The sequence below is a fragment of the Mesorhizobium sp. LCM 4576 genome (assembly GCF_001854815.1).
Lineage (GTDB): Bacteria > Pseudomonadota > Alphaproteobacteria > Rhizobiales > Rhizobiaceae > Mesorhizobium > Mesorhizobium plurifarium.
Genome location: NZ_MDDT01000089.1, coordinates 554645 through 577787 on the forward strand (window position 1 = coordinate 554645; position 23143 = coordinate 577787).

Consider the following 23143-nt stretch of genomic DNA (forward strand, 5'->3'; position numbering starts at 1 on the left):
TGGATGAAACGCTTGCGTAATATAGAAACTGATTCTGCTCCCTATGAGGCGCCGTTGGTAGGATGGCTAAGTACACGATCAATTTCTCTCCTGTTAGTGTCGCAGGACAGACTAAAATTCTGGTGGGTCGCCAACCTTTCGAAGACGGCCGTCTGGACGAACTTCGCGAAGCGTTTCGAGAAACACATGTTTTTCGACGTGACGGCATCGACGCTATCATCGACGTTCCCGTTGCTGCGGGTCAGAAGCCAATCGGAAATGTTCAGGAAGAAATCGACCTTGGACGGTATCCTAAGCTTTGGCCCTCCCTTCTCTCGGCAGCACTCGTTAGAGCCTTTAGCGGGGTGCGGGACATTCTCTCTGAGCGGCCGGTTAGCGTCGTGGGTTCAGTGTCACGTGGCCTAATTCAGCACCCAGACCTGCCGCACTGGATGCAAAGGCGAACTCTAATGCGCTTTGATACGCGCACGATCTACACGAGCGGCAAGCATACATTTGGTCTTGCTTGCGWGGCGCGGTTAAAGAACTTCATTCAGGGATCGTGTGCAGAGCTGCTTGCTCTCGGGATTCCGCTTCTCGGAAGATACGTCCAGATCGAGGAGCCGCACTATGATCCCAGGTTGATGAAGAAACGACGGTTGGTAGGTAGAGTATCGGCGATCAAGGGTGACGACCTCATTCTGGAGGACCACGCCGAAGGCTTTCCGACCGTTCCCACGATTCTGGCTTTTCTCGAAGCTAGGAGGGAAATATTTGACGACTGCGTCAAGCGAATAGTCAACCGCGACGCGGCCTCCCTTCTTGCCAAGGCCGAAGCCATGGCAGCTTCGTTTCATGCCGGACCAGGGCGCAAAGAGCAAATCGAGGAAGCGCTGAAGTACCTACGAGAGAGAGTTTCACTTGAGGCTGTACCAGGGGCGAAATTTGTAATCAGCTCCATGCTGTCCTCGGGCGACAAAGGCTTTCCGTCAACCGAGATGATCGCGAAACCGATATTCGTTTTCGATCCCAGTGGAACACGCAAAGATGACTGGAACGAGCGAGGGATCAAGAAGAACGGACCTTATGACCAGAGAACTTTCAGTCCAAAGCAGTTGAAAGTTGCGGTAATTTGCCAAGCCAAGTACGAAGGGCAGGTCGACGGCTTTATCGCCAAATTTCTYGATGGCATGCCTGATGTTCTTACCKGCAGGAACCGTGTTCCGCGTTACGGTGACGGATTCCTGCGGCGGTTTTCATTAGAAAAGCCAAACGTTACGTTTTTTACCGCATCAAGYGCAAAGACGAGCGACTATTTGGCAGCTAGCCGAGCCGCGTTGACCAAGGCTACTGATGAAGGATTCAAGTGGGATCTGGCTCTCATCCAAGTCGAGGAGGAGTTTAAGGGCTTCGACGACGACGCAAATCCGTACTATGCAACCAAATCGGTATTCCTCAAGCGCGACGTGCCCGTCCAAAGCGTTCGCCTTGAAACAATGGCACAAGCTGATAGCCAACTGATCTTCTCGATGAATCACATGAGCCTCGCCACCTACGCTAAGTTGGGAGGTACACCTTGGTTATTGGCTTCGCAACAAACCGTTGCCCATGAGTTGGTGATTGGCCTAGGTTCGCATTCGRTTGCCAACAGTCGCATTGGCTCGCAGCAAAGGTTCGTTGGAATCACGACCGTATTCTCAAGTGATGGCAGTTATCTGCTCAGCGACCGAACGGCCGTTGTCCCTTACGAAGAGTATGCGAATGCACTTTATGAGACGCTAAAGCGTTCGATCACAACGGTACGGAAGCAGGATAATTGGCGCAGCACGGACAAAGTCCGGCTTGTTTTCCATATGTTCAAGCCGCCAAAGGACACAGAAGCGGGAGCGATCAAGCGGACCGTAGACGATCTCAAACTAGACAATGTTACGTTCGCATTCGTGCACATCGCGCCAAGTCATCCATACCTGATCTTTGACAACACCCAGAAAGGCATCGGTTACCGCGACCCGAAAAAGGGTATTCTTGGGCCTGAGCGTGGCCTTCATCTCAAGCTTGGTGATTTCGAGTCGCTGATTGTCTTCTCTGGAGCCTCCGAGTTGAAGCAGRCGAGCGACGGAATGCCGAGACCATGCCTGTTGAAACTTCATCGGCTCTCAACTTTCACCGACATGACCTATCTCGCACGCCAAGCATTCGAGTTCTCAGGTCATTCGTGGCGCATGTTGTCACCCGAGCCGTTCCCAATCACCATTCGCTATTCGGACCTGATCGCCGAACGACTTGCAGGATTGAATGCTGTACCTGGCTGGGATCCAGAAGCGGTTCGGTTTGGGCAAATCGGCCGCACCCTTTGGTTCCTGTAGCCTATGATGAATTTGCTCGACATACGCACTGCGTTACAGGCCCAATATCGGAGCATCTCCAACCCGCCCTGTCACATCGGGGCTTTTGGTGCTTGGATACTGTCGGACGATCAAGTCCTTCGGACATACGTTGAGGAAGCGATCCGCTTTAAGGGGCAAATGCGGCGCCCCGAGCATGTGGCTGCACTCGGCTACGGCTTAGCTAGAGCGCTGCTCGTAGAGCATGAGAAAGGCTTGCTCCTTGAGGAACTCATCCAATTAAGCGGGCGGGCTTTCTTTGTTCCAGGTCGACCGTGGCGGTTTGAGGTCGACGGTGTTGCGCTTCTCGGGGTCTCTCTGGGGATCGCGGGAAATAATGCCGATGAACAATGGTTGAGAGAAGTTCTATCGCGCTCGACCAAAGAAGTTGCCAGCGACCCTTGGCAAATCGGTCTGGTTAGAGTGGCGCGCCTAGTCATCGGCGACACCAACATACGGATCATCCCGCCTGATCTTTCTGTAGCTGTTGTGGCTAAGGGTATTGGAGAACTTCGAGGCGATGATCTTGAAGCGAGTTGGGGGATGGCAGCACGACTTGAATCGCACAATTCCGGACCTTCGCGCGATGCAGTGAGACTTGCCGTCTTCGAGTATATCCTGGCGCGGCGCGGACAGATTTCGATTGCTGCAGTGACGAGGAACGATCTCGTCGATCTTCTACGAAATATTTCGCGGTCGATGCGACTTTGGACGTACGAGTCGGCAAAGCGCACTCGGAAGTCTGAAATTGCAAGATGGGATATCGAGAACGAATATCACGTTCAAAATTTGCTTTGGGCTATTCTGGCACCGGTCTTATCTGACCTTGAGAAMGAAGAGAATTTACCGTCAATTGGACATAAAAATCCTYGCGCAGACCTTGGYGTTCCGTCATTGYGCAYGATCATTGAGGTCAAATTCATGCGAAACGCGGGCCAACAGGCCTGCGCCAAGATTATCGAAGAGGTTGCCGCCGATGCGAGCCTCTATCTCAGCAGGTCAACTGCGTACGATAACATAATCGCGTTCGTCTGGGATGACCGTGCGCAGACCGAGCAGCACGACGAACTAAGAGCCGGACTTGAGGCCATCAAAGGTGTCTCGGCCGCAATCGTACTGCCCCGTCCATCCAAGATGCTGCGAGGCTCTGAACTCGACTAACATGTTGATCGCGCACCTCTCGTTCGTCGCCCCCTCACCCCAGCACCTCCCCTATCGCCTGTGCCARCCTCTCCACCCCGTCCCTCGTCTGCGCCGCATCACAGGCCGCATAGCCCAGCACCAGCCCTTGCGTCGGCGCGGTGTTCTGGAAATATTTCGACAGGGGCGAGACGTTGATCGCCCTTTTCGCCGCCGCCTGGCTGACCTTGATGTCGTCGATGCCGGCCTTCAGATAGCCCACCACCTGGATGCCGGCCTCGGCGGGGGAAAGCGTGATCTCGTCGCGCAGGCGCTCGGTGACGATGTCGCGGAAGAGCTGGCGGCGCTGGGCGTAGATGCGGCGCATGCGCTTCAAATGCCGGCTCATATGGCCCTCGGTGATGAAATCGGCCAAGGCGGCCTGGAGCAGCAGCGGCGCGAACTGGCCGGTGGTGGAGAGCGCGTTGACGATGCGGCCGGCGAGCTCCGGCGGCAGCACCATGAAGCCCAGGCGCAGCGCCGGGAACAAAAGCTTGGCGAAGGTGCCGACATAGATGACGCGGCCGGAACGGTCCATGCTCTGGATCGCCGGCACGGGGCGGCCTTGAAAGCGGTATTCGCCGTCGAAATCGTCCTCGATCACCCAGGAATTGGCGGTCTCGGCGATGTCGAGCAGGCGCAGCCGCTCCTCCATGCGCATGGTGATGCCGAGCGGATGCTGGCAGGCCGGCGTCACATAGATGAGGCGGGGCGAAAAGCCTGGAGCAGCTGACCCTTTGTTGGAGCATGATCTTTGTCCGAAAACCGGTTCCCACTTTTTGCGTTCGCTGACCTTCGGTTCGGGATCATGCTCAAAACGCCAGCCGCGCTCCTGGTCGACCGCGATCGGCAGGATCCTGGCGCCGGCCACGGTGAAGGCGGCCTTGGCGCCGTAATAGCCGGGCTCCTCCATCCAAACCGTGTCGTCGGGGTCGAGCAGCAGGCGCGCCAGAAGATCGAAGGCGGCCTGCGCGCCGGTGGTGACGACGATCTGCTCCGGACGGCAGCGCACGCCGCGCGCGGAGAAGAGATAGCCGGCGATCGCCTCCTTCAGCGCCGGATGGCCGGTCACGTCATAGGTGCCGAACAGCGTCTCGCCGCCATGGCTGRCGCGGCGCGCCACCAGCCGGCCCCAGACGCCGAAGGGAAAGCTCTGCGCATCCGGCATGCCGGGATGGAAGGCGACATGCYCCGGCCTGCCGTGATGGTAGGGCTGGCTGAGCAGAAGCTGGCCGCRCAGGGAGGGTGACCGCAAAGGCACCGGCGGTTCTTCGCGCGGCGTTTCGCGTGGGCCTTCGGGCAGATCGACGATCACGGGCCGCGCGCCCTGGCGGTTGGCGAGATAGCCTTCGGTGACGAGCTGGTCGTAGGCGGCGACGATGGTGTTGCGGCCAAGGCCGAGCTCGGCGGCGAGAGCGCGGGTGGAAGGCAGCTCCGAGCCGGGGGGAAGCGCGCGGCCGCGGATGATGGCGACGAGGCCGTGATAGAGCTGGCGCGACAGATGCTCGGGGCTGGCGCGGTTCACGGCGAGCGTGTCGAGCGGGAAGGGCTGGGGTTTGGGGTGGGGGCGCATGGGTTACGCCCACCCGTAGGCGCGCTGGCGAGCCGCGGCACGCTTGGCTTCAGACGTCGAGTTCCTTCRCCCCCCTCTCTGTCCTGCCGGACATCTCCCCCTCTTGGGGGGAGATTGGATGTCGCGTTGGGTTTCGCCAATCGCCAACGTTGCAAAGACGAGCGGGGCGCCTGAACTGCCAATCTCCCCCCTTGAGGGGGAGATGCCCGGCAGGGCAGAGAGGGGGGCCTCGCGCGGCCGCTTCGTGATCTCCATCCCCCATCCTGCCACAGCCACCTCCCAACACAAACTGGTTCCTTCATTTTCCGCAAAACTGGCCCTCGCGGGGGAGACAGAGCGGGGTAGACTTCGCGCACTGACGTTGGGGCAAGACGTCGACAGAATATGTGAGGCRGGCCGCTGGGAGGGCGTTCTGCCAAACGAAACGGCAGGGTTCCGCGCCCCTGCCGCCAGCAATCGCAGCCATCTCCTCCCGAGACCATCAACCCCGCAGCCATCCGGCTGCGGGGGGGAAAGCGAGCAATGACGACAGTTCGACTTGGCATCAACCCGATCACCTGGACCAATGACGACGTGCCGGAACTGGGCGGCGACACGCCGCTCGAGACCTGCCTCGCCGAAACCGCGGAAGCCGGCTATGCCGGCACCGAGCTTGGCGGCAAGTTTCCGCGCGACAGCCGCGCGCTCCGGCCCATCCTCGACCATTACGGGCTGGCGCTGGTCTCCGGCTGGTATGACGGGCGCATCTGCGAGAAGGAGGTGGACGAGGAGTTCGAGGCGATCCGGCCGCATCTGACTTTATTGCGCGACCTCGGYGCCCGACGCGTCGTCTATGCCGACACCTCGCGCGGCCGGCATGGCGCGATCCACGATCCGATCTCGCAGCGRCCGAAGCTGATGGACGGCGAATGGAAGGCCTATGGCGCCAAGATCACCCGGCTCGCCGAGCGGTTCTCCGACTTCGGCGTCGRCATGGCCTTCCACCRTCACATGGGCACCATCGTCGAGACCGATGAGGAGATCGACCGGCTGATGCACACGACCGGCGAGGCGGTCGGCCTGCTCTACGACACCGGGCACTGCGCCTTTTCCGGCGGCGACCCGGAGCAATTGCTGCGCCGGCATGTGGAGCGCGTCGTGCATGTGCATTGCAAGGATGTGCGCCCGGCCATCCTGAAGAAGGCGCGCGAGGCCGACATGAGCTTCATGGGCGCGGTGATGGAAGGSATCTTCACCGTGCCGGGCGACGGCGCGATCGACTATCCGACGCTGCTCAAGATCCTCGCCGGCCAGGRCTATTCCGGCTGGCTGGTGGTGGAGGCCGAGCAGGACCCGGCCAAGGCGCATCCCTTGACCTATGCCACGATGGGCTACCGCAATCTGAAGAAGCTGGCGCAGGGCGCGGGCTTCTATGTGCACGAGCGCGCAAAGGAGGTCCGCCATGCCGGCTGAACGCAAGGTCGTCATCAACATCGACGATGTCGGCATGTGCCACGGCGCCAATGTCGCCTATCTCAAGCTGAAGCGCGCCGGCGCGGTGGACAGCGGCTCGGTGATGGTGCCCTGCCCGTGGTTCCTGGAGATCGCCGAGGAAGGCGCCAAGGATCCCTCGCTCAATCTCGGCGTCCACATCACGCTCACCTCCGAGAAGAAGTACTACCGCTGGCGGCCRCTGACCAAGGCGAGCCAGGCGTCGGGCATCGTCGACAGCGACGGCTATCTGTTCCGCTCGGTGCCGGAATTGCGCGCCAGAGGCGAGCCGGAAGCGGTGGAGGCGGAGATGCGGGCGCAGATCGGCGCGGCGAAGGCCGCGGGGCTGTCGCTCACGCATATCGATGGACACATGGGCGCGGTGTTCTCGCCGGAGTTCGTCGACCGCTACGCGGCGGTCGGCATCGACTACGGCCTGCCGACCTTGTTCCCGAAAAGCATTTCCGTCTACGGACCGATCCACAATCTGGGTCCGCTGGACGACAGCGTCTTCTCGGCGCCGGGCAAGCGGCTGGTTGAGGCCGGCGAGACGCTGGCAAGCGCGGTGCTGGAAACGCCATGGCACCGCAACCAGCCGGCACGCGCCCGCTACGAGGCGCTGTTCGGCCAGATCGGCGAAGGGCTGAATTTCCTTTGCCTGCACGCCAATGCGCCCGGCGAGATCGAGGTGATCGAGCCGAACTCGGCGCAGATCCGCATCGACGAATTCGACCTGCTTCCAGACCCGGATTTCATGGCCTTCGTGGAGGGATTGTCCATCCGCCGCGGCACGCTCCGGGATTTCAGAGCATGATCCCGAAAAGTGGAAACCGGTTTTCGGAAAAGATCATGCTCCGAACAGGAATCATGACGAAGGCGGCCTGACCGGGAGGGTCGAGGCCAAGACTTGAGAGACGACAACGATAACTTGAGGAGAACCACTATGAGTGCCTTATTCTCGATGTCCGGACTGCGAAATGCGTTGAGCGCGGCGGCGCTTTCGCTCGCCTTTGCCGGCGCAGGCGTCCTGCCCGCGCCGGCCCAGGTGAAGAAGGAAAGCGATGTGCGCATCGTCTTCGTCACCCACGGCCAGGCCAACGACGTCTATTGGAGCGTGGTGAAGAACGGCATGCAGGCCGCCGCCAAGCAGCTCGGCGTCAAGGTCGAATACCAGGCGCCGGAAACCTTCGACGTGGTGCGCATGGCGCGCATGATCGAGGCGGYGACCGCGTCCAAACCGGACGGGCTGGTCGTCTCCATCCCCGACATGGACGCGCTGAAGGCGCCGGTGGAAGCGGCCAAGGCCGCCGGCATCCCGGTGGTGGTCATCGACAGCGGCGAGGAAGCGGTGGAGCCCTGGGGCCTCGACCTCTTCGTCGGCGGCGGCTCGGAATACGACAATGGCGTCAAGGCCGGCGAGATCATGGCCAAGGCCGGCGTCAAGAAGGGCATCTGCATCAACCATGAGGTCGGCAATGTCAGCCTCGACAAGCGCTGCGAAGGCTATAATGACGGGCTGAAGAAGAGCGGCGGTTCCTCCGACGTGGTGGCGGCCACGATGGACCCGACCGACGTGACGCGCCGCGTCGAAGGCTATCTCACCGCGCATGCGGACGTCACCGGCGTGCTGACGCTGGGCCCGACCGTCGCCGCACCCCTGCTCAAGATGTTTTCGGATGCCGGCACGATCGGCAATTACAAGATCGGCACGTTCGACCTGTCGCCCGAGATCCTCGATGCGGTCGCCAAGGGCACKATGATGTTCGGCATCGACAACCAGCAATATATGATGGGCTACTATCCCGTCGTCTTCCTCACCAACAAGGCGATGTACAAGACCTTCCCGACATCGGCCGTGCGCACCGGTCCGTCCTTCATCATGAAGGACGACGCGGCCGCCGTGCGCGATCTCAGCAAGGCCGGCATCCGCTGATGCTATAATGGCCCGCCGGCGAAAGCGCCGGCGGGCCTTTGTTGGGTGCCCTGGACGCTTATTGGGATGACGATCGTGACCGATGCACTGAACCCGGCTCATCCGCCCGAGCCGAAACCCGTTTMGCGACGCCTGGTGCGCCTGATGCGGCGGCCGGAGCTCGGCGCCATCACCGGCACCGTCATCGTGTTCCTCGCCTTCGGCATCACCGCAGGCAACAGCGGCCTGTTCTCGATGGCCGGCATCGCCAATTTCCTGCAGGTATCGGCGCAGCTCGGCATATTGGCCGCGGCGGTGGCGCTGCTGATGATCGGCGGCGAGTTCGACCTGTCGCTGGGCTCGATGATTGGCTTTGCCAGCGTCACCATCGGGCTTTGCGTCACCCAGTTCGGGCTTTCGATCCCCGCGGCGGTGGCGATCGCCTTCATCATCGCCATCATCGTGGGTGCACTGAACGGCATCCTCGTGGTGCGCACCAGGCTGCCCTCCTTCATCGTCACGCTGGCCGGCCTGTTCATCCTGCGCGGCCTGACGCTCGCGATCACGCGCACCATCACCGGGCGCACGCAGATCCCCTATATCACCGACGGCCAGGAAGGCAGCTTCGTGGTCTGGCTGTTCGGCGGCAAGTTCGGCGCGCCGGTCTTCGCCTGGCTCGCCGCGCATGGCGTGATCGCCGCGCGCCCCGACGGCTCGGCGATGGTGCAGGGTCTTTCGATGTCGATCCTGTGGTGGGTGGCGGTGACCGCCTTCGCCACCTGGCTGCTGATCAAGACGCGCTTCGGCAACTGGGTGTTCGCCGTCGGCGGCGACGACCGCGCGGCGCGCAATGTCGGCGTGCCGGTCGACCGGGTGAAGATCCTGCTGTTCATCGGCACAGCGCTTTCGGCGACGCTGTTCGCCGTCATCCAGGTGCTGGAGGCGGGCTCCGCCGACACGCTGCGCGGCACGCAGAAGGAATTCCAGGCGATCATCGCGGCGGTGATCGGCGGCTGCCTGCTCACCGGCGGCTACGGCTCGGCGATCGGCGCCATGTTCGGCGCGCTGATCTTCGGCACGGTGGAGATGGGCATCTTCTACACCGGCATCGACACCGACTGGTTCCAGGTGTTCCTCGGCTCGATGCTTCTGATCGCCGTGCTGGTCAACAATTACGTGCGCCGCAAGGCGACGGAGGCACGCTGATGACCGAGCCCGTTCCGCTCATCGAACTGCGCAACGTCACCCGCCGCTTCGGCTCGGTGACGGCACTGCGCGACATGTCGTTTGCCGCGCATGCCGGCGAGGTGCATTGCCTGCTCGGCGACAATGGCGCCGGCAAGTCGACGCTGATCAAGACGCTGTCGGGCGTGCACACGCCGAGCGAAGGCCAGATGTATGTCGACGGCAAACCGGTGACGTTCTCATCGCCCAGGCAGGCGCTCGACGCCGGCATCGCCACGGTTTTCCAGGACCTGTCGATGATCCCGCTGATGAGCATCACCCGCAATTTCTTCCTTGGACGCGAGCCGGTGAAGGGCTGGGGGCCGGCCAGRCGTATCGACATGAAGACGGCCGATGCGATCGTCTATGACCAGCTCGGCAAGATCGGCATCAATGTGCGCGATCCGCAGCAGGCGGTCGGCACGCTTTCCGGCGGCGAGCGGCAATGCGTGGCGATCGCGCGCGCCGTCTATCACGGCGCCCGGGTGCTGATCCTCGACGAGCCGACCTCGGCGCTCGGCGTGCACCAGGCCTCGATCGTGCTGCGCTATGTGGCGCAGGCGCGCCAGCGCGGGCTCGCCGTCATCTTCATCACCCACAACATCCATCACGCCTATCCGATCGGCGATGTCTTCACCATGCTCAACCGCGGCCGCTCGCTCGGCACGTTCCGCAAGGGCGATATCAGCGAGAAGGAGGTGCTGGACATGATGGCCGGCGGCCGCGAGATCCGCGAATTGCAGCAGGAGCTGGAGCGCTTCACCAAGCCGGGATCCGGCGCGGAAGCGGCAGCCAACTGAGGCACTACAGAAGGTAGAAAAATGATCGACGCCGCATTGTTCGGCGCCGGGCTGATCGGCTCGGTGCATGCGAAAAATCTTGCCCGGCATCCGGGCGTGCGCCTGCGCTATGTCGTCGACCCGCGACAGGACGCCGCCGAGCGGATCGCCGCCGGAACCGGCGCGGAGATMGCCGACACCGCGACGGTGATGAACGACCCGTCGGTCAAGGCCGTGGTGATCGCGTCTGCCACCCGCACCCATGCCGACCTGATCATCGGGGCCGCGGCACAAGGCAAGGCGATCTTCTGCGAGAAGCCGATCGACCTCGACATCGCCCGCACCGATCAATGCCTGGCTGCGGTCGAGAAGGCCGGCGTGYCGCTGCAGATCGGCTTCAACCGGCGCTTCGATCCGTCCTTCGCCGCTGTGAGAAAGCGCATCGACGCCGGCGAGATCGGCGCGGTCGAGCAGGTGATCATCACCAGCCGCGACCCGGAACCGGAGACCGAGGAAGCGCTGGCCGGCGGCGGCGGCGTGTTCCGCGAGATGACCATCCACGATTTCGACATGGCGCGCTTCTTGTTGGGCGAGGAGCCGGTCGAGCTCTTTGCCACCGGCTCCTCGCTGGTCGAGCCCTATTACGCCAAGCTCGGCGACTACGACACGGCGATGTTCATCCTGCGCACCGCCTCAGGGAAGCAGTGCCACATCAACAACAGCGTGCGCGCCGTCTATGGCTACGACCAGCGCATCGAGGTGCATGGCGCGAAGGGCATGCTGCAGGCCGGCAACCGCACGCCGACTTCGGTCAGCCTCAGCGGCGAGAGCGGGATCGCGGCCGACCGGCCGCTCTATTTCTTCGTCGAGCGCTATGCAGACTCCTACGAGGCGGAGCTCGACCATTTCATCCAGTCGGTCGGCGCGGGACGGACGCCGGCCGTCGGCGCGGCGGACGGCCGCAAGGCGATGATCCTGTGCGAGGCCGCGCTTGCCTCCGCGAAGTCCGGCCGCTTCGAGCCAGTCCGGTTCTGAGGCGTTGCCTGGCCTATCTCACATCCACCCAGCGCTGCTCCTGGAAGGAACGCGCCATGGCGTGCACGGTGCGCTCGATCTCCAGTCCCTCGTCGAAGTCGATGATGCGGGCCGGYCTGCCGGCGATGCGCATCAGGAGCTCGCGGCATTCGATCATCTTGAGATCGTTGAAGCCCAGCCCATGGCCGGGCGCCGGCAGGAAGGAATCGTAGGGCTTGTGGTGCGGCGCGACCAGGACGGTGCGGTAGCCCTGTTCGGTCGGCCGGTCGGCGGTGAGGTAGAGTTGGAACTCGTTCATCCGCTCCTGGTCGTAGAGGATCGAGCCCTTCGAGCCGAAGATCTGGATGGCGATGCGGCCCTTGYGGCCCCAGGCCGAGCGGTTGACCAGCAGCGTGCCGRCAACGCCGTTCTCGAGATGCATCAAGACGCTGGCGATGTCATAGGTCTCGACCGCGCGGCGGGCGCCGGACGCGGTCTTGCGGTCGGCATAGGGCTTGGCCATGTCGCACATGACGCGGCTGACGCGGCCGAACAGCGCCTTGATCAGCGACAGYGGATGCACGGCGAAATCGTCGAGCGCGCCATAGCCGGACGTAGCCTCGTGCTTCCAGAAGAACAGCGCTTCCGGGTCGGCCATGAAGTCCTCGTCCATCTCGATGCGCACGAGGTTGACGTCACCGATGATCTTTTCCTCGAGCAACGCGCCGATGTGACGGATGGCGGGATTCTGGATGTAGTTGTAGCCGAGCCCAGCGACCTTGCCGGATTTCCTCGCCGCGGCCGCCATGGTCTCGGCCTCGGCAAAGCTCGGCGCCATCGGCTTCTCGCACCACAGATGCTTGCCGGCTTGGAGGATGGCGATCGCCATTTCCGGATGGAACTGATTGGGCGTGGTCAGCGAGACGACATCGACCTCCGGGTCGTCGACCACGGCGCGCCAGTCGCCGGAACCTTTCGCGAAGCCGAACTCGCCGGCCTTGCGCCGGGCCAACTCGTCATTCACCTCGCCCAGATGCACGAGTTTCGGCTTCTCGACATCGGGAAAGACGGTGCCCACCGCGTTCCAGGCGATGGCGTGRCACTTGCCCATGAAGCCCGTGCCGATGAGGCCCACTCCGACCATGTCGATTGTCTCCAAGATGAAGGAAATAACGGTGTGGATTGATTAGTCCATTTTGGTAAAGAATGGAACATACAAATCATTTTTTATGGTGTTCTTGCGCGAACTCGCTATGATGGGGCAGGAGAGGGACGAACCATATGGGCGTGGGCGGAGCGACGATGGACGAACGGGTGCCTCGCGATTTCGAAACGCTGCGCGCGACGATCCTGGACAGGCGCGCGAGCCTGCCCAAGCGCATCGCGCAGATCGCCGCCTATGCGCTCGACAACCCCGACGACATCGCTTTTGGGACGGCAGCGAGCATCGCGGCCTCGGCCGGCGTCCAGCCTTCGACGCTGATCCGCTTTGCCCAGCAACTCGGCTTCGACGGATTCACCAGCCTGCAGCAGGTTTTCCGCGAGCGGCTGCGCGAGCGCAATTCCTCCTATGACGAGCGGCTGGCGGCGTTGCGCGCCAAGGCCGAGGACGGTGGCGGCCACCGGGCGATCTTCGACGGCTTCGTCGCCGCCGCCAGCACCTCGCTGGGCGATATTTCGCGTTCGCTCAACGATGCGCATTTCGAAGAGGCAGTCAATTTGCTGGCGAAGGCCGAGACCATCTATGTGCTGGCCAAGCGCCGCTCCTATCCGGTCGCCTCCTACATCGCCTACGCGCTGGGCAAGCTCAAGATCCGCAACCAGCTGGTGGAATCGGCAGYCGGGCTCAACGCCGAGATGATCGGCTTCGYCACGCCGCGCGACGCCGTCATCGCCATCAGCTTCTCGCCTTACGCGCCCGCGACCATCGACGAGACGCGCTCGATCGCCGAACAGGGCGTGCCGATCGTGGCCGTCACCGACTCGTCCTTCTCGCCGCTGGCGCAATTCGCCAAGGTCTGGTTCGAGGTCGCCGAGGCCGATTTCGGCGGCTTCCGCTCGATTTCGGCAACCATGGCTTTGGCCATGGCGCTGACGGTCGCCGTCGGCGAGAAGCGCCGCGAAGCCGGCCGCCGGCGCAAGGGCTGAGGCCTCGGCGGCCAGCGCTTTTCAGCATGGGAATGCTCATTCCATATTGACTGTAGATTGGAATTAATATTTCATATTGACGACACCACGCCATCGCTGGCGCGCGCTGTCCAAACGACGCTGCTCTGCACAACAAGGCCGATGGGAGGTTCGAATGGGCGAAGCCGTGGAAGGGAAATACCCGCCGCTCGACGTCATCACCATCGGCCGTGCATCGGTCGATCTCTATGGCCAGCAGATCGGCTCGCGGCTGGAGGACATCGCCTCCTTCGCCAAGTCGGTCGGCGGTTGCCCGGCCAATATTTCCGTTGGCACGGCAAGGCTCGGCCTGCGCTCGGCGCTGCTGACCCGCGTCGGCGACGAGCAGATKGGCCGCTTCATCCGCGAGCAGCTTCGGCGCGAGGGCGTCTCGGTCGACGGCTTGAAGACCGACAAGGAGCGGCTGACGGCGCTGGTGCTGCTGTCGGTCGAGAGCGAAGGCGTCTCGCCGATGATTTTCTATCGCTCCGACTGCGCCGACATGGCGCTTGCCGAGGAGGACATCGACGAGGCTTTCATCGCTTCGGCCCGCTCGGTCGTCGTCACCGGCACGCATTTTTCCCGGCCGAATTCCGATGCCGCGCAGCGCAAGGCGATCCGCCTGATGAAGGCCCGGGGTGGCAAGGTTGTCTTCGACATCGACTACCGCCCGAACCTCTGGGGCCTTGCCGGTCATGCCGAAGGTTTCGAGCGCTACGTCAAGTCCGACCGCGTCTCGGCGCAGCTGAAGACGGTGCTGCCGGATTGCGATCTCATCGTCGGCACCGAAGAGGAAATCATGATCGCTTCCGGCGCCGACGAGTGCCTGAGCGCGCTGAAGACGATCCGCGCGCTGTCCTCGGCCACAATCGTGCTGAAGCGCGGCGCCAAGGGCTGCATCGTCTATGACGGGCCGATCAGCGACGACCTCGAGGACGGCATCGTCGGCAAAGGTTTCCCGATCGAGATCTACAATGTGCTGGGCGCCGGCGATGCCTTCATGTCGGGCTTCCTGCGCGGCTGGCTGGGCGGCGAAAGCTTTGCCACCGCCGCGACCTGGGCCAATGCCTGCGGCGCCTTCGCTGTGTCGCGCCTGCTCTGCGCGCCGGAATATCCGACTTTCGAGGAGCTGCAGTTCTTCCTGAAGCACGGCAGCAAGCATCTGGCGCTGCGTAAGGACGAAGCGATCAACCACATTCATTGGGCGACGACGCGCCGGCGCGACATTCCCTCGCTGATGGCTTTGGCCTGCGACCATCGCGTGCAGCTCGAGGACGTCGCGGCAAGAGTCGGCGCCGACGCCGCGCGCATCCCTGATTTCAAGGTGCTCACCGTGAAGGCGGCGGCAAAGGTCGCCGCCGGCCGCGACGGCTACGRCATGCTGATCGACGAGAAATACGGTCGCGACGCGATGTTCGAATTCGCCCGCCATCCCTTCGCCTGGCTCGGCCGCCCGGTCGAATTGCCGGGATCGCGGCCGCTGCGCTTCGAATTCTCGCAGGACATCGGCTCGCAGCTGACCGAATGGCCGGTCGACCATTGCATCAAATGCCTGTGCTTCTACCACCCGGACGACCCGGAAGCGCTCAAAGTCGAGCAGCAGCAGAAGCTGCGCGCGCTGTTCGAGGCGGCGCGGAAAGTCGGCCGGGAACTGCTGGTCGAGATCATTGCCGGCAAGCACGGCAAGCTCGACGACACCACCATTCCGCGCGCGCTGGAGGAACTCTACGCGCTGGGCATCAAGCCCGACTGGTGGAAGCTGGAGCCGCAGGCTTCTGCAGCCGCCTGGGCAAAGATCGAACAGGTGATCGTCAAGAACGACCCCTGGTGCCGGGGCGTCGTGCTGCTCGGGCTCGAAGCGCCGCAGGACGAGCTGGTCGCGGCGTTTGCCGCAACGAGCAATGCGCCGATCGTCAAGGGTTTCGCCGTCGGTCGCACCATCTTCATCAACGCCGCCGAACAATGGCTGGGAGGCCGGATGTCGGATGACGAGGCGGTCGCCGATATGGCCGCGCGCTTCGAGCAACTGACCGAGGCATGGCTTGCCGCACGCGGCCGCAAGGCAGCATAACAAGACCGCTGAAGGATCGCGGAGGAAACATCATGAGCAAGACAATTCGCCTGACGATGGCGCAGGCTGTGACCCGCTTCCTCAGCCGGCAAATGACCGAGATCGATGGCAGACGAGTGCCGATCTTCGGCGGCGTCTGGGCGATCTTCGGCCATGGCAATGTCGCAGGCATCGGCGAGGCGCTCTACCAGGTGCGCGACGAGTTGCCGACCTTCCGCGCCCATAACGAGCAGGCGATGGCGCATGCGGCAATCGCCTATGGCAAGGCGAATTTCCGCCGCCGCTTCATGGCCGCGACCTCTTCGATCGGCCCCGGCGCGCTCAACATGGTGACGGCGGCCGCGCTCGCGCATGTGAACCGGTTGCCCGTCCTGTTTCTGCCCGGCGATGTCTTCGCCAACCGCCTGCCCGACCCGGTGCTGCAGCAGGCCGAGGACTTTTCCGACGGCACGGCGAGCGTCAACGACTGCTTCCGCCCCGTGTCGCGCTATTTCGACCGCATCACGCGGCCGGAGCAGATCATCCCGGCGCTGAACCGCGCCATGCAGGTGCTGACCGATCCGGCCGAATGCGGCCCGGTCACGCTCTCGCTCTRCCAGGACGTGCAGGCCGAGGCCTATGATTATCCCGAAAGCCTGTTCGTCGAGCGCGTCTGGACGCCGCGCCGGTTGCGCCCGGACCGCAACGAGTTGGCGGCCGCCGTCGCGGCGCTGAAGGGCGCAAAGAAGCCGCTGGTGATCGCCGGCGGCGGAGTGCTTTATTCGCAGGCTTCCGGCGAGTTGGYGAAACTGGTGCAGGGCACGGGCATTCCGGTCTGCGAAACGCAGGGTGGCAAGTCCGCGCTGCCCGACGACCATCCGCTCAACATGGCGGCGGTCGGCGTCACCGGCACGTCGGCCGCCAACCGGCTGGCCGAGGAAGCCGATGTCGTGCTTGCCGTGGGAACCAGGCTGCAGGATTTCACCACCGGCTCCTGGGCGCTGTTCAAGAATGCCGGCCGCACCATCATCGGGCTGAACACGCAGGTCTTCGACGCCGGCAAGCATTGGGCTCTGCCGCTGGTCGCGGACGCGGCCGAAGGACTTGCCGAGCTGTCGGCCGCGCTAAAAGGCTGGAAGGCGCCGAGCGCCTGGACCGACAATGCGCTGAAGGGCAAGACGGAGTGGCAGGCGGCGGCCGCCAAGGTGACAGCCTCGACCAATGCGGCCCATCCGTCCGACGCGCAGGTGATCGGCGCCGTGCAGCGCGCCATGGGTTCCGGGGTCACCTTGCTGCATGCCGCGGGCGGTCTGCCCGGCGAATTGCATAAGCTCTGGCAGGCCGGCGCGCCGGGTTCCTACCATGCCGAATACGGCTTCTCGAYGATGGGCTACGAGATCGCCGGCGGGCTCGGCGTGAAGATGGCGAAGCCCGACCAGGAGGTGGTCGTCATGGTCGGCGACGGCTCCTACCTCATGCTCAATTCCGAGATCGCCACATCGGTGATGCTTGGCCTGAAGCTCACCGTCGTGCTGCTCGACAATCGCGGCTATGGCTGCATCAACCGCCTGCAGATGGCGACCGGCGGCGCCAACTTCAACAATCTCTTGAAGGATGCCCGCCACGAGGTGCTGCCCGACGTCGACTTCGCCGCGCATGCTGCAAGCCTCGGCGCTGTCGCCGAGAAGGTGGCCTCGATCGCCGAGCTGGAAACGGCGCTGGCCAAGGCGAAGAAGAACGACAGGACGACCGTGCTGGTCATCGACACCGACCCGCTGGTTTCGACCGAAGCCGGCGGCCACTGGTGGGATGTGGCCGTGCCGGAAGTCTCGTCGCGGCCCCAGGTCAACGCCGCGCGCAAAGTCTACGAAGAAAAACGTCAAATGCAGAAGATCGGAGATTGAAGCTGACAGCGCAGATCCCCTACCTCCCCCTTGCGGGGAGGTCGGACCGAAGGTCCGGGTGGGGGTCGGCGCTGCCCCCTCCCCGCTGCTTTGCAGCGACCCTCCCCACAAAGGGGGAGGGTAGAAACGAACCGATATTGGAGTGACGACTTGAAAGCCAAACTGGGCATGTCCCCCATCGCGTGGTGGAACGACGATCTCGTGGAGCTCAGCGATGACGTGTCGCTGGAGGAATGTCTGCGCCAGTCGCGCTCGGCCGGCTTCACCGGCATGGAGATGGGCCGCCGCTTCCCCAACGACCCGAAGGTGATGCTGCCGATCCTGAAAGAGGCCGACGTGACGCTGTGCGGCGGCTGGTTCTCCGGCACGCTGGTCAACGAGGACCTGGCCCGGAACAAGGATCGCATCCAGCCGATGATCGAGCTGTTCAAGGCGGTCGACGCGCCCTGCATCGTCTATGGCGAGGTCGGCCGTTCCATCCAGGGCGACCGCTCCAAGCCTTTGGCCACCAAGCCGAAGCTTACCGGCGACGAGATGAAGGCCTATGGCCGGCGCSTCACCGAATTCGGCGAATGGTGCGCGGAGCAGGGCATGCCGCTTTCCTATCACCATCACATGGCGGCGGTGGTCGAGACCGAGCCGGAGCTCGACGCCTTCATGCGCCATTCCGGCGAAGRCATCCCGCTTTTGCTCGATGCCGGCCACCTCGCCTTCGCCGGCGGCGATGTGCTGCGCGCCATCGACAACCATCACAAGCRCATCAACCATGTCCATGTGAAGGACGTGCGCATGGGCGTGATCGACGGCCTCGATCGCTCGAAACAGTCCTTCCTCGATGCCGTGGCGCTCGGCGCCTTCACCGTGCCGGGCGACGGCTCGCTCGATTTCGCCGCCATCGTCCAGCGCTTCGCCGATCATGGCTATGAGGGCTGGTTCGTGGTCGAGGCCGAGCAGGATCCGAAGAAGAACCCGCCGCTCAAGATGGCCCAAGTCGGCCACAAGGAGCTGATGCGGGTGATGACGGCCGCCGGCTACACGGTGGAGACACAAGGGTTTCCGGCGTAAACGGTGGATTCGTCATGAATGATGGATTAGTCGGGGCGCGCGGTTTATCCGTTGCGCTTTGGCAAATCCTGGATTGGCGCGATGAAAGACTATGAGCACCCCTTCTTCCGGCCGCTGTGGCGGCGCATCGCCGTCGTCGCGGTCTGCCTGATCTGGTCGGCGATCGAGTTCGCCTCCGGCACGCCGTTCTGGGGCGTCATCGCGCTCGGCTTCGCCGGATATGCCGTGTGGCAGTTTTTCTATCTCTACAAGCCGGTCGAGGAGGGGAAGCCTCCGGCCGAGCCGAAGGAATGAATCGGTCGATGGTGCAACGGTCCTTACCTTGCGGATGTTGCCTGCGCAGAGGATCGCAAGCGTCGGCGGTTGGCCGGAACGCCCCTCGCCTCGTCATCCTAGGGCGGAGCAAGGAGCTCAGCGACGCAGCGCAGACCCTAGGATCCATGCCATGACTTTGAAGCGTTGCGACGGTGCAGAATTCTGCGCTGCTGGCATTCCACGTCGGAGGTAACGGCATGGATCCTAGGGTCTCCGCGACGGAGCTTCGCTCCTGCTTCGCCCTAGGATGACGAAGTTTGGAGGCCACGGCCAATCGCGAAGGTTCGCGCCGGACTCCTCAGCTGATGGAATCTCTGGGTCGCCAGCCCGCCAGAGCGAATAGGGATAGGAGAGACAAAAAATGTCGAAACTGCTCGTCAAGGCCGACAAAGGCCACGGCCACGTCGCTCACGTCACGCCGCAAAGCGCCGGCTGGACCTATGTCGGTTTCGATCTGCATCGGCTGAAGGCGGGCGAGACGGCGTCTGGCAAGACGGTCGACCGCGAGGTCTGCCTRGTCTTCGTCACCGGCAAGGGCAAGGCCTCGGCCGGGGGCAAGGATCTCGGCCTGCTTGGCGAGCGCATGTCGCCCTTCGAGGGCAAGCCCTGGTCGGTCTATGTGCCGGAGGGCGCCGACTGGACGGTGACAGCCGACACCGAGCTGGAGCTCGCCGTCTGCTCGGCACCCGGCCTTGGTGGTGGMCTGCCGGTGCGCGTCATCGGGCCTGACGATCTCGGCCAGGAAGTGCGCGGCAAGGGCACCAACACCCGATACGTGACCAACATCCTGCCCGAGGGCAAGCCGGCGGATTCGCTGCTGGTGGTCGAGGTCATCACGCCCGGCGGCCACACGTCGAGCTATCCGCCACACAAGCACGACCAGGACAATCTGCCGGCCGAATCCTATCTCGAGGAGACCTATTACCACCGCCTCAACCCGCCGCAGGGCTTTGCCTTCCAGCGCGTCTACACCGATGCCGACCGCAATGGCGTGCGCGAGCTGGACGAAGCGATGGCGATCGAGGACGGCGATGTCGTGCTGGTGCCGAAGGGCTATCACCCCTGCGCGGCCTGCCACGGCTACGACCTTTATTACCTCAACGTCATGGCCGGGCCGAAGCGGACATGGAAATTCCACAACGCGGCCGAGCACGAGTGGCTGATGAAGGCCTGATCGGCGGATTGGTCCAGTCCGGGAAAATCGTCGGCTAACGAGCTTGCGGCTGGACTTGCCTTCGAAAACCCATGAAAGCTTCGTCAATCCGTCATGGAAATCACCTATGGCAGCGGGTCTGATGCATGTCGCCGCGAGCGCCCTGGCGTTTTTGGACCCACGACTTGCCAAGACAATGACTTGAAGCGCGTCGCATGATCTAGGGGCAGCGCGCTTGACGAGGAACGCCGATGCGCTATGCCATCTACTACACACCGGGACAGGATGAGCCACTGGCGCGCATTGCCGCCAACTGGCTGGGCCGCGACCCGTTCGGCGCAGCGACGCGGCCGGTCGAGGCCGTGGGCGATCTGTCGGCCGCGGAAGTCGCCTTCCACACCGCCTCCGCCAGGCGTTACGGGTTCCACGCGACGCTGAAGGCGCCGTTCCGGCTGGCGCCGAACGAGACGGAAGCCTCGCTGCGCGCCGCGCTCGACAGTTTCGCCGAGGCGACGCCGCCGGTCGTCATCCCGCGCCTGGTCGTCGGGCAGATCGACGGCTTCTTCGCGCTGGTGCCGGAAAAGCAGTTCGCGCCGCTCAATGATTTCGCCGGCGAGGTGGTGCGCGCCTTCGATCCGTTCCGCGCGCCGCTCACCGACGCCGAGATCGAGCGCCGCAGCCCCGATGCGCTGAAGCCGGACGAGTTCCGCAACCTCTGCCAATGGGGTTATCCTTACGTTTTCGACACGTTCCGCTTCCACATGACGCTGTCGGGGCGGGTYGGGCCACAGGAAAGCCCGCGTCTTCGCGCAGCGATTGACGGCCTGTTCGCCGACGTGCTGCGGCAGCCGGTGCCGGTGGATGCACTGACGCTGTTCGTCGAGACCGAGCCGGGCGCCCCATTCATGGTGCTTTCCCACCATGCGCTTGGCCGTGGCCCGGCCCGCAAGACAGCTTAGGGCGGATCAGCGGAAACGCTGAACCGCCCTATCTTTGTTTTACGCAATTCCGGACGGAAAACCGCAAAGCACTTTTCCTGGAATTGCTCTGATTTGATTGCCGACCGTTCGAGATAGGACCGCCTGAGATGACCGCCGAAACCGTTCTCACCAATGCCCGCATCGTGCTGCCCGACGAAATCGTCGAGGGCTTGCTTCTGTTGCGCGACGGCCTGATTGCCGCCGTCGAACCGGGTGCCGCCCGCGCCGGCGAGGATATGGGCRGCGACTACATCATCCCGGGCCTCGTCGAGCTGCACACCGACCACCTCGAAGGCCATTACGCGCCGCGCCCGAAAGTGCGCTGGAACCCCATCGCCGCCGTGCTTGCCCATGACGCCCAGGTCGCGACCGCCGGCATCACCACCGTGCTCGACGCCTTGCGCGTCGGCATGGACGAGGACGCCGACCTGAAGTCCGACGATGTCCGCAAGCTGGCCGACGCGATCGAGGACAGYGTCCGCCAGGATCGGCTCAGGGCCGACCATTTCATCCATTTGCGTTGCGAGGTCTCGGCGCCGGACTGCCTCGAGGCCTTCGCCAATTTCGAGACCGACGAGCGGGTGAAACTCGCCTCGCTGATGGACCACGCGCCCGGGCAGCGCCAGTTCGTCAACCTCGAGACCTATGCCTATTACTACCAGCGCAAGCTGAAGCTGACGGACCGCGATTTCCAGAAATTCTGCGAGAAGCGGATGGGCGAATCGGCCCGCAATTCCGGTCCGAACCGCGTGTTCATCTCGGCCRCTTGCCGCGAGCGCGGCATCGTGCTGGCCAGCCATGACGATGCGACCGCCGGCCATGTCGACGAAGCGGTCGAGCAGGGCGTGCGCGTCGCCGAGTTCCCGACGACGGAAGAGGCTGCCAAGGCCTCCAAGGCGGCGGGCCTCGGCGTGCTGATGGGCGCGCCCAACGTCATGCGCGGCGCCTCGCATTCCGGCAACGTCTCGGCGCGCACGCTCGCCGCCGACGGGCTGCTCGACATCCTTTCGTCCGACTACATCCCCTTCAGCCTGATCCAGTCGGCCTTCTTCCTCGGCGATGTCGTCGAAGGGATCTCGCTGCCGCAGGCGGTCGCCATGGTCTCGAAGAACCCGGCCGAGGCGGTCGGCCTCACCGACCGCGGCGTGATCGAGCCCGGCCGCCGGGCCGACCTGGTGCGCGTGCGCGTCGACGACCATGTGCCGGTCGTGCGCACCGTTTGGCGCCAGGCCAGCCGGGTCGCATGATGGTCTCGGCCCTCATCGAGCGCGAGCTGGCCGAGAGCCTGCCGATCCGCAACGGCGTCTTCGTCGCGGTGGTCGGCCCGAGCGGCGCCGGCAAGGATACGGTGATCGGCTATGCCAAGCAGCACTTTGCCGGCGAGACGCGGCTGGAATTCGTCCGCCGCGTGATCACCAGGCCGAGCGATTCGGCAAGCGAGGACCACGACACGCTGGCCGACGCCGCCTTTGCCGAAGCGGAGGCGGACGGCGCCTTCTCGCTGTGCTGGGACGCRCACGGCCTGCGCTACGGCCTGCCGGCCGATGTCGACTGGGCCGTGGCCAACGGCCATGTGGCGGTCGCCAACGTGTCGCGCGCGGTCATCCCGGCGCTGCGCGAGCGCTACGCCAACCTGGCCGTGGTCGAGATCACCGCGACGCCGGAGATCCTCGCCGAGCGGCTTGCCGCGCGCGGCCGCGAATCGCGCGGCGAGGTGCTTGCCCGCCTGGCGCGCAGCGCAAGCGTCAAGCTGACGGGACCGGACGTGACCTCGATCGACAACAGCGGCGACAAGGAGCTCGCCGGCGAACGCTTCGCCGAGGTGCTGCGCAAGGCGATGGCGTTCTCGGACCTGTCGGACATGATCTGAGCGCCTTCCCCTTCTCCCCTTGTGAGGGCTTTGCACAGAATCGGATCAGTGATTCCATGCGGATATCCGGCAAGGAGGATTCGCGATGGTCGATCGAGTGCTTGGTCAGTTGAGCCTGGCGGACGG

19 protein-coding genes are annotated in these 23143 nt (G+C 63.7%); 17 read left to right on the forward strand and 2 right to left on the reverse strand.

The genetic code is table 11. The annotated features are described in order from the left end of the window. Positions 1 to 62 precede the first annotated feature (62 nt). Together LCM4576_RS34275 and LCM4576_RS34280 are read left to right on the forward strand one after the other, a co-directional pair. Positions 63 to 2345, forward strand: a complete 2283-nt coding sequence (locus tag LCM4576_RS34275) for a hypothetical protein (RefSeq protein WP_071036708.1) — start codon at positions 63 to 65, stop codon at positions 2343 to 2345. A gap of 6 nt (positions 2346 to 2351) precedes the next feature. Further along, on the forward strand, positions 2352 to 3524 hold the full coding sequence (locus tag LCM4576_RS34280) for a hypothetical protein (protein ID WP_131803341.1): 1173 nt from the start codon (positions 2352 to 2354) through the stop codon (positions 3522 to 3524). A 34-nt stretch (positions 3525 to 3558) separates the two neighbouring features. On the opposite strand, the gene LCM4576_RS34285 is transcribed toward LCM4576_RS34280, so the two are convergent. After that, positions 3559 to 5115: a PLP-dependent aminotransferase family protein gene (locus LCM4576_RS34285; RefSeq protein ID WP_071036712.1), complete on the reverse strand. Its 1557-nt coding sequence runs from the start codon at positions 5113 to 5115 to the stop codon at positions 3559 to 3561. A gap of 522 nt (positions 5116 to 5637) precedes the next feature. Between LCM4576_RS34285 and iolE (LCM4576_RS34290) the strand changes: the two genes are divergently transcribed. From iolE (LCM4576_RS34290) to iolG, 6 genes are all read left to right on the forward strand, one after another. Next, positions 5638 to 6567: a myo-inosose-2 dehydratase gene (gene iolE, locus LCM4576_RS34290; RefSeq protein WP_071036714.1), complete on the forward strand. Its 930-nt coding sequence runs from the start codon at positions 5638 to 5640 to the stop codon at positions 6565 to 6567. Beyond that, entirely contained in the window at positions 6557 to 7399 is an 843-nt protein-coding gene (locus LCM4576_RS34295; protein ID WP_244510985.1) for a polysaccharide deacetylase family protein, read from the forward strand. Before iolE (LCM4576_RS34290) ends, LCM4576_RS34295 begins: the two co-directional genes overlap by 11 nt. Before the next feature lie 129 nt (positions 7400 to 7528). Then, entirely contained in the window at positions 7529 to 8518 is a 990-nt protein-coding gene (locus LCM4576_RS34300) for a sugar ABC transporter substrate-binding protein (RefSeq protein WP_244510986.1), read from the forward strand. A 66-nt stretch (positions 8519 to 8584) separates the two neighbouring features. Continuing rightward, positions 8585 to 9703, forward strand: coding sequence for an ABC transporter permease (locus LCM4576_RS34305; RefSeq protein WP_071036720.1), 1119 nt, complete (start codon positions 8585 to 8587; stop codon positions 9701 to 9703). Next, complete coding sequence (locus tag LCM4576_RS34310; protein ID WP_071036722.1) at positions 9703 to 10521, forward strand: ATP-binding cassette domain-containing protein; 819 nt, start codon at positions 9703 to 9705, stop codon at positions 10519 to 10521. Before LCM4576_RS34305 ends, LCM4576_RS34310 begins: the two co-directional genes overlap by 1 nt. Before the next feature lie 21 nt (positions 10522 to 10542). Continuing rightward, a complete protein-coding gene (gene iolG / locus LCM4576_RS34315; RefSeq protein WP_071036724.1) occupies positions 10543 to 11535 on the forward strand; it encodes an inositol 2-dehydrogenase in 993 nt (330 codons plus the stop codon). A gap of 13 nt (positions 11536 to 11548) precedes the next feature. On the opposite strand, the gene LCM4576_RS34320 is transcribed toward iolG, so the two are convergent. After that, a complete protein-coding gene (locus LCM4576_RS34320) occupies positions 11549 to 12658 on the reverse strand; it encodes a Gfo/Idh/MocA family protein (RefSeq protein WP_071036835.1) in 1110 nt (369 codons plus the stop codon). Positions 12659 to 12816: 158 nt separating this feature from the next. On the opposite strand from LCM4576_RS34320, the gene LCM4576_RS34325 reads away from it, so the two are divergent. The 9 genes from LCM4576_RS34325 (at position 12817) to phnN (ending at position 23017) form a co-directional block, all read left to right on the forward strand. Continuing rightward, the gene (locus LCM4576_RS34325) at positions 12817 to 13662 is read left to right on the forward strand and encodes a MurR/RpiR family transcriptional regulator (RefSeq protein WP_071036836.1); all 846 of its coding nucleotides are present in this window, start codon (positions 12817 to 12819) and stop codon (positions 13660 to 13662) included. A gap of 154 nt (positions 13663 to 13816) precedes the next feature. Continuing rightward, positions 13817 to 15751, forward strand: coding sequence for a 5-dehydro-2-deoxygluconokinase (gene iolC, locus LCM4576_RS34330; RefSeq protein WP_071036726.1), 1935 nt, complete (start codon positions 13817 to 13819; stop codon positions 15749 to 15751). A 32-nt stretch (positions 15752 to 15783) separates the two neighbouring features. After that, entirely contained in the window at positions 15784 to 17634 is a 1851-nt protein-coding gene (gene iolD / locus LCM4576_RS34335; RefSeq protein ID WP_071036838.1) for a 3D-(3,5/4)-trihydroxycyclohexane-1,2-dione acylhydrolase (decyclizing), read from the forward strand. 150 nt (positions 17635 to 17784) lie between these two features. Next, the gene (gene iolE, locus LCM4576_RS34340; protein ID WP_071036728.1) at positions 17785 to 18699 is read left to right on the forward strand and encodes a myo-inosose-2 dehydratase; all 915 of its coding nucleotides are present in this window, start codon (positions 17785 to 17787) and stop codon (positions 18697 to 18699) included. Positions 18700 to 18780: 81 nt separating this feature from the next. Further along, positions 18781 to 18993, forward strand: coding sequence for a hypothetical protein (locus tag LCM4576_RS34345; RefSeq protein WP_071036729.1), 213 nt, complete (start codon positions 18781 to 18783; stop codon positions 18991 to 18993). 382 nt (positions 18994 to 19375) lie between these two features. After that, positions 19376 to 20188, forward strand: coding sequence for a 5-deoxy-glucuronate isomerase (gene iolB / locus LCM4576_RS34350; protein ID WP_071036730.1), 813 nt, complete (start codon positions 19376 to 19378; stop codon positions 20186 to 20188). A 230-nt stretch (positions 20189 to 20418) separates the two neighbouring features. Further along, complete coding sequence (locus LCM4576_RS34355) at positions 20419 to 21126, forward strand: DUF1045 domain-containing protein (RefSeq protein ID WP_071036731.1); 708 nt, start codon at positions 20419 to 20421, stop codon at positions 21124 to 21126. A 128-nt stretch (positions 21127 to 21254) separates the two neighbouring features. Further along, positions 21255 to 22394, forward strand: a complete 1140-nt coding sequence (locus tag LCM4576_RS34360) for an alpha-D-ribose 1-methylphosphonate 5-triphosphate diphosphatase (RefSeq protein ID WP_071036732.1) — start codon at positions 21255 to 21257, stop codon at positions 22392 to 22394. Then, positions 22391 to 23017, forward strand: coding sequence for a phosphonate metabolism protein/1,5-bisphosphokinase (PRPP-forming) PhnN (gene phnN / locus LCM4576_RS34365; RefSeq protein WP_071036733.1), 627 nt, complete (start codon positions 22391 to 22393; stop codon positions 23015 to 23017). The genes LCM4576_RS34360 and phnN overlap by 4 nt, the downstream gene beginning before the upstream one ends. Positions 23018 to 23143 lie beyond the last annotated feature (126 nt).

Coding starts and splice junctions, on each gene's coding strand:
- LCM4576_RS34345 (WP_071036729.1), top strand. CDS start 18,781: ATGAAAGACTATGAGCACCCCTTCTTCCGGCCGCTGTGGCGGCGCATC.